Consider the following 18,154-nt stretch of genomic DNA (forward strand, 5'->3'; position numbering starts at 1 on the left):
ACAGTCATGTTGATAGATTACGCCGGGGTCGTTACCTCGCCAGGATCATGGTTCGGCTTAACACTGCTGCGCCTGCGGTCAGGCGGTAGGTGTAGGCTCCGCTGGCAACGGATTTGCCGCTGTTGTCGGTGCCATCCCATTCCACAATGTTGTTGCCAGCATCCACAGTTCCGTTGATGAGCGTCTTGACCAGTTCACCGTTGACGTTGTAGATGTCAAGATTCACTGAACCGCTCTTCGGTGCGTAGAAACCGATCTGCGTTGTTGCAGCAAATGGGTTCGGCGCGTTCGGAGCCAGCATGTAATTGGTAAGGTTCATGCTGCCACCGGTCGTTGGCTCTTCTGGTGCGTCCGAGGTCAATCCGTAGGCGATCTTGAACCCATCCAACGTCGGTATGTTGATGACCAAGCAGATGGTATCACCATTGGCACGCTGTTGCACCACAATGCCTTGTGTCAGCTTCGCGCCCTGGCCAGTCGGGTTCTGCATATCCACACGGTAGATTGAACCACCGCCAAGATCCATGATGTGCAATTTCTTGCCACCGCTGCGGCTAACGGCTGTGTCAACGTCCTTCTTCGCCCAGCAGATCATAATCGGCAGGTTCGGGCTGCTATTGGTTTGGTGACCAGTTTGGTAGCTGGCTTTCCAAGCAATCTCGCCTTGACCTGGGCTTGGGTTTTGCGGGAAGATGTTCCGCAACACACCGTTCACATTCGGAACCGTCCAGCGTGCGTCGAACACGTCGGTTGGCGGCTTCGGCGGAATCTCATATTCGCAGTATTGCGAGTCAAGATGTCCGTATGCGCTTGGCTCTTCGCCAGTGGTTGCATTACGTGCCATACCGAAGACCATATCCTGGTAAGCAACGCTTTGCTCACCCAAGTTCGTGTTCTGAACGCGAACCGGCACGCTGAAGATCAAGCCTTCGCTGATGGAAATCTCGTAGGTCAAGTAGTCCTTGTTTCCACCCAGGTCGGTGACTTCCACCGTGATCGGCATCTTGCCAGCCGGAGCATTGGCCGGAATGTTTGCCGTGATCTCGAAGCAAGCCGTGTCTTTTGGCGTTCCTGTCAATGGTCCCTTGATCTTGTTTGGCGTGACTGTAAAGGTCACCAAGTTCTTATATGGATCCTTCTCAGAGTATGCACGAAGTGTCAACTCTTCTGCAAACCGCAGATCCAAGCGAGCAAGGTCACGGTCGCGGACGCAGAGGCTATCCTTGTAGGCTTCGCCAGCGAACACGCACTTCACTGCCGGGCGACCGAACAGTTTTGGCTTGTGGTTCGTGGAGTCAACTTCCAAGATATAGGTCTGAACGTCGGTCAATCCATACTCGTCCTCGGCAATCACCGTCACCGTGTCTGGGCCAAACTGCGGCGGGAAGTTCGGGTTGGTTGAAAGATGCGGAGCATCGTCCAAGCCCGGTGTGCCGAACAGAATGCCGGAGATCGGGTTGATCTTCAGCCAGCTTGGCGTTGTCTTCGGTGCGTCATAGACACCTGCCTCGAAGTAGCATGGGTCGCGACGGACGAAGGCGATGGTGGAGGTGTGCTGGATTGGCGCACCATTCTTATCTACCGTCTGCTGACCTGCGCGCAGGTTCGCTGGGTTCAGTGCGTCGTCGCGATAGACGAGCGTGAACCGAACACGATCACCCTTGTTCAGATCCTCAGCTTTAATCCGTTTGTTCGAATCCAACAACGTTGGGTTGTAGTCAATATCTTCCTTCGCGCCTGGCAGGCTTTGCGCAAGCAGTGAAGGAGCAATGTTCACATACACCCGAACGTTACGCTGGTTTTGGCCAGTGTGGCCGTCGTTCGCCACAACCGTGAAGATTGTGTCGGTGTTGTAAAGGTTGTTCGACTGGGCTGGATTCTTCAGCAAGTTCAAGGCAACCGTCTCGGTCATGCGAACGATCACGTTGCCGGTCTGAAGAACGGTCGCGCCCTGGTCTGCCACACGATTGACATCGTGGAGGTAGCTGTCGCCCATCCACACTGGACGGATTTCCTTAGCATCGTCGGTCTCGGTCGGAACTGGATTCGGGTTGTTCCCGCTGTTCCGATCGGTGAACATGAAGCCGTAGGTCGTGCGTCCGTACGGGAAGGTCCAGCTGTCGCGGGTTGCTGCGTCGTTGTCTTCGTTCTCATCGTCCGTGTTGACATCGAAGTCGAAACGGAGCGAGTCGGTAACCTGTGCCACGGCATTGTAGATACCCCGGCCTGGGCACTTGGCCACATCACCCAAGAAGTTCGGGCGCGTGTCCTGGACGAAGATGCGGAAGCGGTAGGTTGCTGTTGCAGCACCCGTTACGTCCACCGTATCCTGCTGCAAGTAACGAGCCGTCTGTGGATCATATACTTGGCAGTTGTAGTATGGCGGGTAGAGGTAGATGTACTTGGCGACGGTATCATCCGGCACCAATCCCTTCAACGAATCCACCGTGCGAACGCTTGGCGGATAGTTCGTCACGCGAATCTCGAACAACTCACCACCAGGAACAACGTCCGGGTTGTGCGGCTGGCCGTAGAAGCGAACAAAGCCGTAGCGATGTGCGCTGTCGCGGGCAATGGCATTTGGATGCACTGCCGATGGGAAGACCGTGTCGGCCTTCAACCACGATGCCAAACGAATCTCGGCTGGGTTGGTGCTTGGCACCACCAGCGAAGAGTTCGGGAACTCAACCAATGGAGTCCAAGCATACTCTAGACCGGTGTAGCGATCCGGGAAGTAGAACGACCGTGGATCGTAGAAGCCATTGATGTCAACAGCCGTGATGTCGAAGATTTGCGACTTCGTGCGGCCAGTCTTATCGCTTGGATAGTTCGCATCTTCAATCAAGAAGCGCGTGTTCCGCAGCTCTGCTGGTTGCTTCGATTCCAACGCGGTCTTGTCGCCGTAGATGATTGGCGCAAGGACGCTGTTATCGTCGTCAATCTGGAATTCCAGACCAGCGAAACGAGCATTGTTGACAACGGTGGTGATGTCGTCATTGACATCCCACAACATTGTGCGACTAACAACCCAGATGCGGTCGCCAGTCAACACTGGAAGTGCGTGGTAGCGTTCGCCACCATACACATCAGCAAACGTGACTGGGTTCACACGGTTGATGTAGCGGAAGTTCACCCCGCCAAGCTCGCTGACCAAGCCACCGTAACGGCGGCCAGCAACGGCAACCGAATCTTCGTACTTGGCTGCGGCAAGACGTGCTTGCTCCAAGCTATAGCCTTGCTCAACATACCAGCGTGGAGCCAAGCGATGGAGTTCGCCGATGGAGAATCCAGCGCGGCCTTCCAATGCACGACGCATCAGGATGTCGCGGTTGATGGAGTCTGGCACGAACTCAATCCGCGAACGGAAGAGGTCGCTTCCTTCACGAATCTGCTTCAGGTTTGCACGGACGAACTCGCCCGTTTCAGCATTGATCACAAAGAAGACTGTGTGATTCAAGGCATACTGGTCGTTGTTATCGGTGTTTGGATCGCCCAAGTAGTTGGCCAATGCTTCAAGGAAGAGCGGATAGCCAATTGGATGATCGCCAACCCATTCACGCTGGAGCTTGTTGTTGATCTCGTCAACGTCAGCAATCCATGGATCGCGGGTTAGGCGACGGACGACTTTGTCCATGTATGGGCTGTTCGGGCCACCCAGCGTACCGAAGGTGCGCAGGCGGTCGGGCAGGCCAACCGAGAAGTCCTCGATTGGGGACATCCGTGGGATTGAGTAATCGGCACTGTTGATGTCAACACCCTTGTCGAACAGGTCATAAACGCGACCCTGCATCAGAAGGGTATCCAATCCTGGAATCAAGCCAACTGGAATTGGCGTGTAGTTGTAGCCAGCCCAGCGTGATTCAAACGGACCTTGCTCGTTCACCTTCGTTGGGTTTTTCAGCGGCAATGTGCAGCCGTTGCCCATCACGTAGAAGGTGTTCTGATGTGTTCCAGTTGCAAGAACGGTTGTGATCGGAGCCTCAGTCTGACCCCAATAGTTACCGCGCAGAGTATCCACGCCGCTACGTCCGCTGCCAACCAGGCCTTGCGGGACATCTGGCAAGCGCAGCAAGAAACGTGCATCGTTATCATAGATGGAGTTAGCACCGATATGGTACTCCTGCTGCGGCAATGGGCCGGAGATATCACCGTAGAAGATTGTTCCAGCGGTGCGATTTGCGGCCGGCGAGGTCTTGTAGTTGTCAATCGTGTCAACGTTGCGACCTTCATCCGACACTGCGCGGTTTCCAGCAACCAGCGATTTGCTGAGCAGGAAGCGAAGCTCGTAGTTATCGGAATAGACTGCTGCACCGGACCATGCCCAGTTTTGCTCCATGCGAACACGGTGCGAGATCACTGAGTCGGTGCGGGCGTAGCCTGGGTTCGGTCCTGGCGGCTGGCGATCGTTGATATAGACCGCACCACCCAAGCCCGTTCCATTACGCTTCGGATCGAGAAGCATGTTCTCGCTGTAGCGTGGGTCAACGTTCAGCTCGGCATTCAGCGAATCCTTCATCGCATAGTTGCGGAGGAAGCGCGTCATTTGGCGCATATCGCTTGGCTCTGGGCCATCGTTGAATGGAACCGCTTGATTCGTATAGAAGTTGTAGGCAACATCCCCTTCGGCCAAGAAGTAGCGGTTGGCCGTTACTGGTGTCACCATTGCGATAGCACCACCGTTTCCACCCTTTGTCCAGTTGTGGTTGAACTCAACTGCTTGATAGAAGTTGGTGTTGCCAAACCGTGAGTAGATACCACCACCACCAAGGATATGCTGGGTGATGCTACGTGGCAGACGGAAGGAATCGCTGTAGGTGCGAACGCTGTACGGGTTGATCGGGTTGGCAGGATTGTTGACCGGATCATAGAGTTTGATCAGGCGCAGATCCGAAGCCATTGCCGAGTCACCAGCAGAGTTATTGCTGAAGAGTGCGCGGGTAATCCGTGCGTTGCTCTTCATCATGTTCGTCTGGTTGTCAATAACGATAGCACCACCGGCCAAGCCAGCAGCGTTGCTATCCAGCAGGATACGATGGTCAACCAAGCGGCCGCTGCCGTCGCTTAACGTCAGATACCGGGCGTCAATCGTCATGTTCCGCTGCGTGTAGATTGCACCACCGTCGTATTCGGCGATGTTGCGAATGAAGTACACGCTATCACCCAACAGGTTGGGGGAGAGGAACGGATCGAAGATCTGGATGTTATTGCCAAACGGATTGTCAATGGCGGCAACGTAGATACCACCACCACGACCCGCTTTGTTATTGCGGAAGTAGATCACATCGCGGACAGTAAGCTGCGGCGATGTTTTGCCCATGTAGATACCACCACCCTGCGACATCCGGCCGCGTTGGATATAATCCTCCATCGGGACGTTTGGCACAGCGGTGAAGTTGTTCTCAAAGCGGGCAAGCTGGAACACCATGGAGGTGCTGTCGTTCACGTACATAGCACCACCACGGGCACCTTGTGAACCAACAACTGGACCTTGGAAGTTCACAGCATAGTTGCGCTCGGCAACCACGGTATCCATTGGGTCGCCCATTGCACGTCCCCAATACACCGTCACGTGACGGCGACCAGAGATATACACAGCACCACCATAGGCTTCGTTCTTAGCGACTCCGCCAGGGAGGTTATTGCTGATAATCGGAACTTCATCAATGTTGTCGCGATAGCCAGCCAAGTCTTCGGTGAAGTTGCTCACCACAACGCGGTTGTCGCGGAACGAAACGCGGCGCACACGACCTTTGTTGATCGCTTGACGTCCGTCGTCATACGTTTGGCGGTATTGAATAATACCGGTCATGTCGTATGGCGGTGCTGGGGTGTATGGCCCCACAACCCAATTCACGCGTGGGTCGGTCATCGTCATAATCGGGATAATGCCGAATGGCGTGCTGATCGAGTGCGTGTAATGGTCGTAGTTTTCGGGGTCGAAGCTGGGATACACGAATTGCCCATGCTGCGGACGATCCGCAAGGCTTGTATCCACCGGATAGAACGATGTGTACTGTGGGTCAGTGATCGTGTTGTCGAACGGTGCTTGCAAGAACTGCACAGCACCACCATGATAGCGAGCGAAGTTGCTATCGAAGCGGCAATCCAGCAACCAAGTCTTCGAGGAGAAGACGGTAAGAGCACCACCACCACCAGTGGTAAGGGTGCGAAGTTGCTTGTTCAAACGGTCGGCTGCGATGATCTGACCGTTGTTGTATAGTCCGCCAAGATTTTGACCGTTTGGAGCGTAGAAGAACGTTGTCTTCACGGCTGCGGTGTCCTTGCGGAAGTTTACGAACTGCACGTTACGGAACACAGCGGTATCTGCACCTGGCAGAACCACAATATGTCCCCACTCGCGCGAGAACTTGTTTACTGGGCGACCACGGAAGATGATCGGCGCACGCGTAACGTCGCGACGATACGCGACGTTCTTCAGATTTGGATCTGAAGGGTAGCGATCAAGGTAGTTTCCGTAGTAGAAGAAGAGATACGGCGCGTAGTTGGACCAGCTAAGGCCCGGTGCCGTGATTTCTGGCTTACCACCGACAAAGACGTTGTCGCGGATAAAGCTGATGTCAGCAAATCCGTCCGGATAAGCGGTCAGGTCAGGGGTCGAGCGATTCCAAGTTGCTTGGAGATCGCCGTCGGCGATGATCCTGCCGCCAACCGAGTCAATCAGTCGGCCATTAGGCAGAAATTCTACAGTTGTTCCCGGCTCGATGAGCAGAATGCCGGCAACGTGGTAATCACCAGATATCTGATACAGCGTATCCTTGGTGAATACTCGTAGCCCTGTCTGCGACACACGTCCGCTTACTTGCACAATCGGAAGCGTCTGCGCGAGAACGCTTTGACCGACAAGCACGAACGCTGCCGAGAGGAGCAATGCCTTCAACAAACGTTGCATGTTTCCTCCTGCGATGAGAGTATCATTGATTAACCGATGTATTGTGTTTTTAGCTTTTTCTCTATGGAGATATGAGCCGCCAGAAAGCGATTCGGAAGGGGTTCCAATGTTCATAGGTAACTTCTGTTCAGTATCGTTAATGTGAGATTCGCTTTGTTTGTTCACCCCAGACTTACAATTCCACCTTGTTGCGCGCTAAAGCAAGTTTTGCCTGTAATGCCGCATCAGAAGTTCCCGATGCCTCGCCCCCTTGTATCGTGGCAACCATTCGGTAATGCCGGATAGCTTCTTCCTTTTTTCCTGCCTTCTCATAATTCCTTGCAGCTCCAAGCAAAAAATCCGCCGAACGAAGCTCTAACCGATCTTCATCTGCGGCCTTTTTGTACTCGTCGGCTGCTTTCTCATATGCATTCTCTGTTTCATACACCGCCGCCAAACCTGCATGAGCCGCAGCACGCACTAAATCATCATCCGCGCTGGTAGCGATTTCATACGGTTCCTTTGCTTTTGCTGCTTGGGATGTTGCCAAATATGCGTTCCCTAAATACAAGGCAGCAATTTTTCCGGCAGGTGTTGAACTATACTCTTCCACAATGGCACGCAAGCCAAGCGGCTTAGTATTGCCGATTTTCTTCACAGAATCGCCAGTAATCGCCGCTGCGTACTCACCTTGATCATAATAAGGGCGAACACGCGCAAGCTGAAGTTGGGCTTCGGCACGGGCTTCGGCACGGCTACTTAGAAAGTAGAACACTCCCCCACCAACTGCTAGAAGAACAACGCCAATAATAGCCAATAGGCGAGCATTGCGGAGGATTCCCCAACGCTCACCTGTTTCGGTTGTGTCGGCAGCAGTCAGTAGTTCTGCTGCGTTATCAGGCTGCTGAGCCATGTAGTCGTATTGTAATCTCTATATCGTTATCAGTAACTGGAATGCCGCGAATTATGTAAAAACCATAGCGTGCGACATTTGTTTGGCGCGCCCGGAGGGACTCGAACCCCCAACCCTCAGAACCGGAATCTGATGCTCTATCCATTGAGCCACGGACGCAAAAATAGCGAGACGCCCCCTCCCTCAATCGAAGTGCGTCGGTGAAAGCCACCAGTTTGGTGGCGATATGCAAGGTCGGCAAATATACCGTCTGGCATTCACTTCGGCAATCTTCTTCTTCAAAAGGCTATTGCTTGCCAGCATCTATCCTTCCGATTCCGTTTCCCGCGTTTCAAAGAACCCGGCTTTATGGCATTGCGCACCAAGCCTGGGAGTATATCTCTTGCAATCATAGTGCCACGGAGGGAATTTCGCTTGAATTTAAGCGAATTTCCTCTCCATCATTCATCATTCTGTGAATCACAATCACCAGGCGTGAAGTCTTGTCACGTTCAAATCTCCTCATTCTGTTTTCGTGACTCCTCGGCTATTCTTTGTTTATAGGCTATCACTTTATGTAAAACTTCAGGGCGAGAGCTTCCGAGAATTTGAACAGCCAAAATTCCTGCGTTTTTACCACTGTCAATTGCTACCGTGGCGACCGGAACCCCCTTCGGCATTTGTACAATCGAGAGCAGAGAATCCAAGCCGCTTAGGTTGCTGGATTTCACAGGAACTCCAATAACAGGCAGCGGCGAGTGGGAAGCGATCATTCCCGGAAGGTGAGCTGCCCCACCAGCACCAGCGATAATTACTTGAATTCCACGCTCGTGAGCCGTTTTCCCATAATTCGCCATGTCATCCGGTGTCCGGTGTGCCGATACCACCCGCATCTCGAAGGGAATCCCAAATTCCTCTAAAATTTCAGCGGCCGGGCGCATGGTTGGAAGGTCAAAACTGCTTCCCATGATGATTCCCACAAGCGGTGACCGATCCTGCATGATGCTTACTTTGCCGTTGTAAATCGTTTTTTCGCGGTTTTTCCCAAGAAAGGCCGACGAATATACGGATTCTCCTTAACCCACAAGCCTTCTTCTACGCTCATTTGCCAAACCCTTAGGCTCCAATCATGGCTTTACGAATTTGCGCACCAAGACTGGAATCTGCTCGATCAATTCCCCACTGTTTTTCCTCGTTGATTACTGTTCTTACTTGTACCTGAGTCTTTTTGGAGGTGCCATTGCGTAAGAAAACTACGGTCAGCCCTGGTGGTAATTGACCTGCCAGCATATCGGCAAACTGAGGTGGGATGCTTGTCAACGGGAATTCATTATCCGGACCTTGCACTTTTGTTAGAATATCCCCTTTCTGCAAGCCCATTAACGATGCGGCTCCATTTGGAGCAACCTCTTCCACGACCCAACCTTGCTCGTCAGCACTGAACGTGGCTCCGAGCGTTGTGGCAGTGTCGTACGTTACCACCGAAGTGAACCCTAGCCGAGGAAGGTACTCCGCAAAAGGAAGCGGCTCCCGCCCAGCGATGTAGCGTTTATAAAACTCCGAGAGCTTCGCACCCGTGGCTTCCTCCATTATTGGAATAATGTCATCATCACCAAAGGTGGCTCCTGTTTTCCCATATTTCTCGTTGAAAAACCGCATGGCATCATCCAGCGACTTCCGGTTGCCGGTTTGCAGCCGGATTTCGGCATCCAATAAGAAGCCAATCATCGGCCCCTTGGAGTACAGCCCAATAATCTCAAACAACGGAGCTTCGGCAACGCGCAGACTTAAATCGGTGATTGATTCCCGCTGCCGCCGCACTCCAAACGAGCCAGCCGCTTGGTTCAAATCCCCAATAATTTTCTCCGGCGATACCATCCCGCTCCGCGCCAGAAGTGCTTGCGCGTAATACTCCGTTAGCCCCTCGGCAAACCATAGCGACCGCGTGCGCGGGCCACGCTGATAATCGAATGGACCCAATTCGGCAACGTGTATCCGTTTCGGCGACCAAAGGTGCCAGTATTCATGTGCCAGAACTTCGGCCAGTGATTGGGCAACCCGTCCTTCCACATACGGCATCAGGTAGGTTGAGCTGTTGGCGTGTTCCAACGCCCCAAATGCCTTCATCGCATTCGTATTGTTTAGGTCAACAAGAAGAAGCTGAAAGATGTAGCGGTTGTACGGAAGCTCCCCAAAAACGCCGCTGACGATTTTCACCACGCGCCTGGCGGTGTCAACCAAGGCCTGCGCGTCGGACTTGCTTAATTGAGTTGGCGCGGTAATACTGATGATGTGCGGCTTCCCATCCACCATAAACTCCAACCGCTGGAACTTCCCCATGTGGACAGGGGCATCCACCAATTCATCATAATCACGCGCAGCATAGGTGTCCGGCTGGCCAGCAACCGGGTCCAGCCCCAGGGTGATGTCCCACCCTTCGTGGGCGTAGGTGACGGTGTGGGGTATCGCCTTGTACCCAGCCGCATACCCGAACAACGCAGGCGTGTTTGCAAACGCAAAATCCGGCTCAATATCGCTTAAGCCGAATAAGGCGGAGTTGGGAACATCCTCAATATCCTGCACCTCGTACCGAAGGTTCACCACCCCATGGATACCGCTGATGTGGAACGAATTGCTATCCACCTGGCGCACGTTCAGTGGCTCGCCGTTGGCTCCGGTTGCTGTGAAATTCCGCACGTACTTGCCGAAATAGACAAGATCATACGCCCCTGGCCCCCAGATTGGGAAGAAATAGGTGGTGGTGTCGGCGGTAATTCCCTTGATCGTGGCGGTAATCTGGAACCGCTCGGCAGTTACATCGGGAATTGCAACCGTGTAGCTGGCACTGGCCGAACTTGACATGCTGGTGGTGGCCATTTTACTTGGGGCAGCGCAAGCAGCAACAAGCAGCGGCAGCACCGCCAGCAAAAAGGAAATGCGACGTGGCATGACGGAAGATTGATTGTGTGAAGAAGATTGGCAGAAGTAGAATAGACCGGTGCAGTTGTCCAAAAAAACTCTGCAAGAAATTGCGCGCCCAAACTATGCTCGCTACTTGGCGGAGGTTACGTTCCACCGAACAAAACACCCCTCGCGAAGCACCGATGCAACCCCGATGGAGAAACTGAGGACGGCGACCACCACCATCACATCGTCACGGGCGGCGGCGTCACGTGCGCCGCGCCGACCCCACGCAAGATCAACATCCCAAACGCCTTGCTTCCAATCGTTGGCTACTTCGTCTTCGCGTATTCTTCCCACGTTTTTGACTTGTGGATATTCTCGGCAAAATAGGTCAGTACCTTTTGGAAGTCGGCGGGCTGGACGAACCCCGGGATCACCGTCAGCAGCTCCCCATCTTCATCGAAGAACGCTGTGGCAGGATAGCCGCTGATTCCCAATGCCTGCGCAAACTCCGCCTGGGTGTAGCTTTTCCCTTGATACTCCACCGTCCCTTCTTTCTCCGGGTTCATTTTGGCGGCCACATATTTTTCCCCCAGATAGGCAGCAACGCCAGCATCGCCGTAGGTGGATTTGTCCATCCGCTTGCACCAGCCGCACCAATCGGTATAAACGTCCAGAACGATTTTCTTTTTGGAAGACTTTGCTTGGGCGAAAGCTTCGCTGGCGGTCTTCCATTGCACTTGCCCGTTTGCCGCAAGCAACAGGCCAGCGGTTAGCAGCGTGCCCAATGCGATCACTATTGCTTTGTGTGCCGTTTTCATACGTTCTTCTCCGTAGCTCTCACTATTCGTTTCGTTGATATTCCCAAATGGATTCCCCCCGATGCAACCACGCCGATGCCCAGCGAAGGCATCGGCGTGCTGCAAAGCCGTTGGTGGCTTATCGGTGAGGACCTTCACGGCAGCGATGATAACCACCGGCTGCAAATCCTGAAAGCCCCGCGCCGCGCTACTTGTTGAATTCCAAGGCCCGGCGCATGATTTCTGCTTGCTCCAATCCGTGCAACCGCCCGCTTCCCGATGCCGGGCTTCCCGATGCCGGGCGGCCCAAGAAGGAGAGTTTTTGGTGATCGAAAATCAACGCCAAGAAATTGTGGGCGAATGTTGGCCATGCGCCCATATTTTTTGGCTCCTCCTGAAGCCACACGATATCGCGAACGTGGCTGAACATGGTCAGTTGGTTCAGCACTTCGTCGAAGGGGAAGGGGTAGAGTTGCTCGATCCGAACAATCGCCACATCCATCCGCCCGGCCGCACGCCGCGCACGCAGCAAATCATAATAGACCTTGCCGGTGCAGAACACCACTCGGTTCACCGTCTGCGGGTCGGTGATCTCGGCATCGGGGATGATGGTTTGGAACGATCCCGTCGTGATCTCGTTCAAGGTGGAAGCAACCATTGGGTCCCGCAGAAGGCTCTTCGGGGTCATCACAATCAGTGGCTTGCGAACTTCCCGCTTCATCTGCCGGCGCAAAACATGGAAATACTGCGCTGCAGTGGAGGGGATCACCACCTGCATGTTATCCTCGGCACCCAATGTGAGGAACCGCTCCAATCGCCCTGAAGAGTGCTCCGGCCCCTGCCCCTCGAAGCCATGTGGCAGCAGCATCACCACGCCGCTGGTTTGCCCCCACTTGTCTTCGCTGGAGGAGATAAACTGGTCAATCACAATCTGCGCACCGTTGACAAAGTCGCCAAACTGAGCTTCCCACAGAACCAACGCTTGGGGATCCGTCACGGCATAGCCGTACTCGAATCCAAGCACTGCGTACTCCGATAACGGGGAGTCGTATGCCATAAACGGAGCTTGCGTTTCCCCCAAGTTATTTAGCGGAACGAAGGCTTCCCCTGTGGTTTGGTCAATCAGCGCGGCGTGGCGTTGCGAGAAGGTTCCGCGCCGCGAGTCTTGACCCGACAAGCGAACCGGATGCCCCTCCAGCAACAAGGACCCAAAGGCCAATGCTTCGGCCAATGCCCAATCAATCTTTCCGTCGGTGACGGCTTTCACCCGGGCCTCAACAATCTTGGCCAGTTTGGGGTGGATATCAAACCCCTGCGGAACCGTTGAAAGCTGCTCGGCGATATGCTTCAGCACAAACTCCGGCACGCCAGTGTTCGGGTTGGTCCAGGTGTTCACCGGGTTGATCTGCTGCTCGGCAAGCGGGTCGCTTGGGGCAACCGGAACTGGCTGGGCTTTGGTTGCTGCAAGCAACGATTCCAACTTCTCGCGGAACTCACGCTCCATCCGGTCAACATCGTCGGTGGTTAGGGTGCCGTTGCGAAGCAGCCGCCCGGTATATACCAACCGTGCCGAGGGATGGGAGCGGATTTTTTTGTACATCACCGGCTGCGTGTAGCTTGGCTCGTCGGTCTCGTTGTGGCCGTGGCGGCGGTAGCAGTACAGGTCCACCACAACATCACGGTTGAAGCGTTGGCGATACTCGTAGGCCAATCCCATCACATAGACCGAGGCTTCCGGGTCGTCGGCATTGACGTGGAAGATTGGGACGTGGAGCATCTTGGCGATGTCGGTGGCATACACGCCCGATCGCGTATCGTTCGGCGAGGCCGTGAAGCCAACTTGGTTGTTGATTACAAGGTGGATTGTTCCGCCCGTGCTGTAGCCGTTCAGTTGGCTCATGTTCAAACACTCGGCCACCACGCCTTGCCCAGCAAACGCCGCATCGCCATGCACCAGCACGGGGATGTAATGCCCCTGGCTGCCGGCACCGTCGCGATCCTGGCGGGCGCGGGTCATCCCCTCGATCACCGGGTTCACGGCTTCAAGGTGGCTTGGGTTTGGTGCCAGCCACAGCCCAATCGTTGCCCCGTTCTCAATCTTTACGGTTCCGCGTGTGCCCAGGTGGTATTTCACATCGCCCGAGCCAAGCACCGACACGGTATCGGTCACCTGCGAGTCTTCAAATTCGCCGAAAATCTTCCCCACATTTTTCTCCAGCACGTTCGCCAGCATATTCAAGCGGCCACGGTGCGCCATGCCAATCAGCACCTCCTTCACTCCATCCTCGGCGGCGGCATACACCAGCTCTTTAATCATCGGGATCATCGTCTCGCTTCCTTCCAGCGAGAACCGTTTATGGCCCGTGTACTTCGTCTGTAGGAACTTCTCGAACACCTCCGCCTCGCTCAATTTTTGCAGAACCCTGCGCCGTTGCTCTGGCGTTAGCTTTGGTTGATTATGGGTCCGCTCCATCCGTTCCTGCAGCCAGTTCTTCTCATCAATATCTTGGATGTGCATGAACTCCACCCCGATCCGCTGGGTGTAGGTGTCGCGCAGCACAGCAAGCAGGTCCCGCAGGTTCATCTCATCAAATCCCGCCAGCCCCCCGGTGCTGAACCGGCGGTCAAAGTCCCATATTGATAGGCCGTAGGTGGCCGGATCCAGCTCGGGCTGATACTGCGGTTCGCTTCCCAGCGGATCCAGATAGGCCCGAAGATGCCCGCGCGTGCGGTAGCTGTTGATAAGCTGCAGAATCCGCTGCTGCTCGCGGATCATCTCGTTGCGGTTAATGCCGAACAAAGCCGGGTGGCGGTCGCGCTGCCACAGCAACGGCTTGTAGGGGGCCTGCAAGCTGCTGAAAATCTCATCGTAGAATCCATGCCCGCCGGTCAGCAACTCCTGGATGTACGCCAAGAACAACCCCGACTCGGCCCCCTGAATGATGCGGTGGTCGTAGGTGGAGGTCATCTGCATCACTTTGCTGACACCAAGCTCGCTTAACGTCTCGGCATCCATCGCCTGGTAGGCCGCTGGGTAATTGATGGAGCCAGTGGCGATAATTGTCCCCTGCCCAACCATCAACCGGGGCACCGAAGCGTTGGTGCCGATTGTGCCGGGATTGGTGAGGGAGATTGTGGTTCCTGCGTAATCGTCGGGACCCAACTTCCCCTGGCGCGCCTTGCGGACAAGGGTCTCATAGCTCTCATAAAACTCCCGGAACTCCATGGCGTTGGCGCGCTTGATGTTCGGAACCACCAGCGAGCGCCCGCCGTCGGGGCGTTCAAGGTCAATCGCCAAGCCAAGGTTGATATCGGGGCGGACGATAAGGTACGATTTGCCGTCAACGGCGCGGAATTCGTTATTCAGCGACGGATACCGCCCCAACGCCTTCACCAAGGCCCACCCCACAAGGTGGGTGAAACTGAGCTTGCCGCTATCGGTGATTTTCAGGTAGCTGTTCAGCAATGTCCGGTTCTCTTCCAGCAGCTTCACCGGGATTTCGCGGAAGGATGTTGCCGTTGGAACGTCCAGGCTTTGCTCCATATTCTGGGCAATTCGCAACGCCACGCTGGTAAGCTGGCGCGCACCATCGGGAACGGGCTGGGAGGGTTTGGCGGCATCGGCAGGTTTTGCCGGCGGCACTGCGGCGGCGGCTGGCTGGCCGTTGCTGGGCTGCTGCGCTGGCGCAGCCGATGGCGGCGGTGGTGCTGGTGCCGCTGCTGCGGGCTGCACAGGAATTGCTGGCGGAGCCACCGCAACAGCCGGAGCCGTTGCTTGCGTGCTGCGCGGCGGGGTAGTAGGAAGTTCTCCCTGCCTGGGTTTCTTCGTTCGGGTTGTAGCTGGCGAAGAACGTTCGCCATGTTGCATCGAACGCATTGGGATTGCGGAGGAAGTCGTAATACAGCTCGTTGATATACGCGGAGTTCAGGCCGAACGTGCTCATGGTCGCGTGACGGAAAGTGTTGTTGTTAGCTATGGCTGGATAACTCTATCAGGAAGAACCGTAAGGTGACAGGCTGAACAGATACGGCAGGCGGCTTTGAAGGCTGTTAGCGGAAGAGAAGTCGTCGTCGTTCGTGTACTTCAGTTGTTTCCCGACACATACACGGCGCAATATAGAGCCTAAGCGGCAAACCGCCCTTCAGCTCTCACAGATCGTGATACTCAATCAGCCGATATGCCCCTGTGCTTTCTCCATCGGCAAAAATGAATTGGCGATTGACGGCGTTCTGGTAGGTCCAACGCTCGCGGGGGGGTGCGCCAGGCTGCATCTGCCGGTCAATCGTGGTTGGGGGGCCGTACAGGATGTAGATTTTCCCACGATCGCTCTTTGCCCCGTCCCGCTGGTCCAACGTTTTGAAGGTAAGGTAGGCATAATCCACGCGGCGGTAGTACTCGGCCATCCGCTCATTGTAGCGGGTGGTTGGGGTGGGGTCCTGCTGCTGCCAGAACCGGTACAAGGCTGCGGCGCGGTCCTCCTTGCTGCCGGAAAGAAGCTCATCAATCGTGTCCTCCGGCGCAATCGGGTACAGGGCGCGGATTGCATACTCCGGGCGAAGCAAGGAGAAGGGCATATCAATCCACCGCAAGGCAAACGGGATGGTATCGGTCGCGCTGCTGCTTCCGGCCTGAAAGGTCAAAACCAACAGGTAATCCGCCGGAAGAAGCTCTGCGTTCGGGATGTTCACTATCGCCCCGTAGGCTCCCGGAGGAACGCTATCGCGCCGCGCCACCAGAGTGATGTTCCCTTCGTTGCAGCTTGCGCGGCTTACCGTTACCGGCCCCAGCAATTCCCCGTTTCCTTTGGCCAGCTCCTTGCTCGTGTTCTCCTCACCAGCCGGTGCCTGCAGCAACTGCCAGCCTAACAATCGCGGCGTTTCCCGCGCAGATAGCGGGACGTACGCAACCAGCGGGCTGCCAAACTTTGCGTTTCCGTCAATCCCTGCCGCCACCAGCGTATCGCCGTAGATGCCGCTTAACAACAGCGGGCTGCCAATGGCCGGGGAGTTGGCACGGAAGTCATCCATCGCCAGCGGTGGCGTGGTTCTGCGGAACAGTGGCTCAACCCCGCCGTCGGTGACGTTGTAGCTGAAGGTGTACCGATCGGGACGGAGCGACAGCTCCACCGCGCCGCACACAAACACCGAACGGGAGTTCGTTTGGGAATATCCAGCAACCCGAACGGTATCGCTCCAAATTCCGCTTCCCACCACCACACCATCGGAGCCGACAGCCTCCACGTACAAGGCCGGGGTGGCAAGGTAGAGTTCCGTGCCATCGGCAGCGCGCCCAGCTTTGCGGAAGTTGAGCAGATCGTAGCTAAGCCGGGAGCTGATGATTGCCCGCCCGCGCCCTAACTCGGTCCCGGGAAGGGTGGTTACTTCAAGGAAGTAATCATCGCTCATGGCCGCCAATTCTTCCAGCGTTGGCGGCTGGCGGGTGGTGGGAACTTGCGAAAATGCTGGGGCTGATAGCAGTAGCATTGCCACTGCAATCATCCATAATTCTGCAATGGCCAGCAACAACAACCTTGCCACTGCAATCATCCATAATTCTGCAATGGCCAACAACAGCAACCCTGCCGCTGCAATCATCCATGCCGCTATTGATCTTGCGTTGCTTCTCTTGTTCTTCATTTCCCAACGTGGAATTGGTCGCCACATTCAAACGTGGTTCCGTTCAGCATCATCACTTCGCAGCGGAGCGTCTGTTCGGTTACGGCAATCCGCAGGTAGTGGAACGGGCGAATTGCGCCAACCCGGTATTGGTCGTTAGCGAACGCCCGGTCCGCCGCGTTGCTGACCGCACGGCGCGGTCCGCCGCCGCCGCCACTTACCACAAACGTCCGCCCCCCGTGGCTGAACCGCTCGTAGGAATGGACATGGCCCGACAGATACAGCCGCCCCTTTTTCGAATCCAAAAACGGCTGGGCGAACTCCGCCTCCACACGCGCATCCCCACCCAGATCGCTGTTGCTGAAGGGGGGGTGGTGCGAGGCCACAACCACCATGCCAATGGCGGGATCCTCGTCAAGCTGGCGCAAGGCTTGCACGTACTCTTGCTGCTGGCGCGTCTGCTCCCAGGGGGGAAGGTGGGTGAAGTTGGAATCGAGCAGCACCAATGCCATTCCGCCAACCCGCCGAACCGCAGGGCGCCGGGTTGTGTTGGGGAATCGGTTGTAGCAACGATGCAGCACCCGTTTGCCGTGCCGCCACATTCCATAATCGTGATTCCCCAGCAGGGCCAGCACCGGCGTGTTTTGCTTGCGAAGGGTGGCGGCCAACGTGTCGAAGTAAGCCCAGTCGTCGGCATCTTCGCCAAGTGCCACCATATCGCCCAAGTGAAGCAGCAGGTCCGGTTGCTCATCGGCAATGGCGCGAAGCACTTGGGCACGTTCGGCATCGTTCTGCTTGCGCCCCAGGAACACCCGCTCGGGCCATGTTGTCCGTTGGGTATCGCCAACAACAATCAGCGTGCGCAGCCGGTTGGCCACAGGTTCCGATGGATACGCGGGCGCAACCGGCGCATCCTCCACCGACGTTGCCGCGCAATCGGCAGCAAAAGCCGCGCCCCCCAGCACACCAATCCCAACCCCACCAAGGAAGTGGCGGCGGGTTAGGCGGTTTGGCATAACTTGCGGTTGTTCTCGCCGGTTTTTCATTGCGTCA

At 55.7% G+C, this 18,154-nt stretch carries 8 protein-coding genes, 1 tRNA gene and 1 pseudogene; all 10 read right to left on the reverse strand.

Annotation, left to right across the window (positions count from 1 at the left end; genetic code table 11):
• Positions 1-31: 31 nt before the first annotated feature.
• On the reverse strand, positions 32-6,910 hold the full coding sequence (locus tag IPM61_05740; GenBank protein MBK8910814.1) for a T9SS type A sorting domain-containing protein: 6,879 nt from the start codon (positions 6,908-6,910) through the stop codon (positions 32-34).
• A gap of 172 nt (positions 6,911-7,082) precedes the next feature.
• Complete coding sequence (locus IPM61_05745; protein MBK8910815.1) at positions 7,083-7,802, reverse strand: hypothetical protein; 720 nt, start codon at positions 7,800-7,802, stop codon at positions 7,083-7,085.
• Between the two features lie 83 nt (positions 7,803-7,885).
• Positions 7,886-7,961, reverse strand: a tRNA-Arg gene (locus IPM61_05750).
• A 332-nt stretch (positions 7,962-8,293) separates the two neighbouring features.
• Positions 8,294-8,782, reverse strand: a complete 489-nt coding sequence (gene purE / locus IPM61_05755; protein MBK8910816.1) for a 5-(carboxyamino)imidazole ribonucleotide mutase — start codon at positions 8,780-8,782, stop codon at positions 8,294-8,296.
• A gap of 115 nt (positions 8,783-8,897) precedes the next feature.
• Positions 8,898-10,730 carry a hypothetical protein gene (locus tag IPM61_05760; protein MBK8910817.1) on the reverse strand — a complete coding sequence of 611 codons (1,833 nt, stop codon included), beginning with the start codon at positions 10,728-10,730 and terminating at the stop codon, positions 8,898-8,900.
• A 102-nt stretch (positions 10,731-10,832) separates the two neighbouring features.
• The gene (locus IPM61_05765; protein MBK8910818.1) at positions 10,833-11,042 is read right to left on the reverse strand and encodes a hypothetical protein; all 210 of its coding nucleotides are present in this window, start codon (positions 11,040-11,042) and stop codon (positions 10,833-10,835) included.
• Positions 11,015-11,506 carry a thioredoxin family protein gene (locus tag IPM61_05770; GenBank protein ID MBK8910819.1) on the reverse strand — a complete coding sequence of 164 codons (492 nt, stop codon included), beginning with the start codon at positions 11,504-11,506 and terminating at the stop codon, positions 11,015-11,017. The genes IPM61_05765 and IPM61_05770 overlap by 28 nt, the downstream gene beginning before the upstream one ends.
• A 187-nt stretch (positions 11,507-11,693) precedes the next feature.
• Positions 11,694-15,429, reverse strand: a pseudogene (locus IPM61_05775) (multifunctional oxoglutarate decarboxylase/oxoglutarate dehydrogenase thiamine pyrophosphate-binding subunit/dihydrolipoyllysine-residue succinyltransferase subunit).
• A 205-nt stretch (positions 15,430-15,634) separates the two neighbouring features.
• A complete protein-coding gene (locus IPM61_05780) occupies positions 15,635-17,122 on the reverse strand; it encodes a GWxTD domain-containing protein (GenBank protein ID MBK8910820.1) in 1,488 nt (495 codons plus the stop codon).
• Positions 17,119-18,117: a metallophosphoesterase gene (locus IPM61_05785; GenBank protein ID MBK8910821.1), complete on the reverse strand. Its 999-nt coding sequence runs from the start codon at positions 18,115-18,117 to the stop codon at positions 17,119-17,121. Before IPM61_05785 ends, IPM61_05780 begins: the two co-directional genes overlap by 4 nt.
• Between the last annotated feature and the right edge of the window lie 37 nt (positions 18,118-18,154).

It is taken from the genome of Chlorobiota bacterium, from assembly GCA_016710285.1.
Lineage (GTDB): Bacteria > Bacteroidota > Ignavibacteria > OLB7 > OLB7 > OLB7.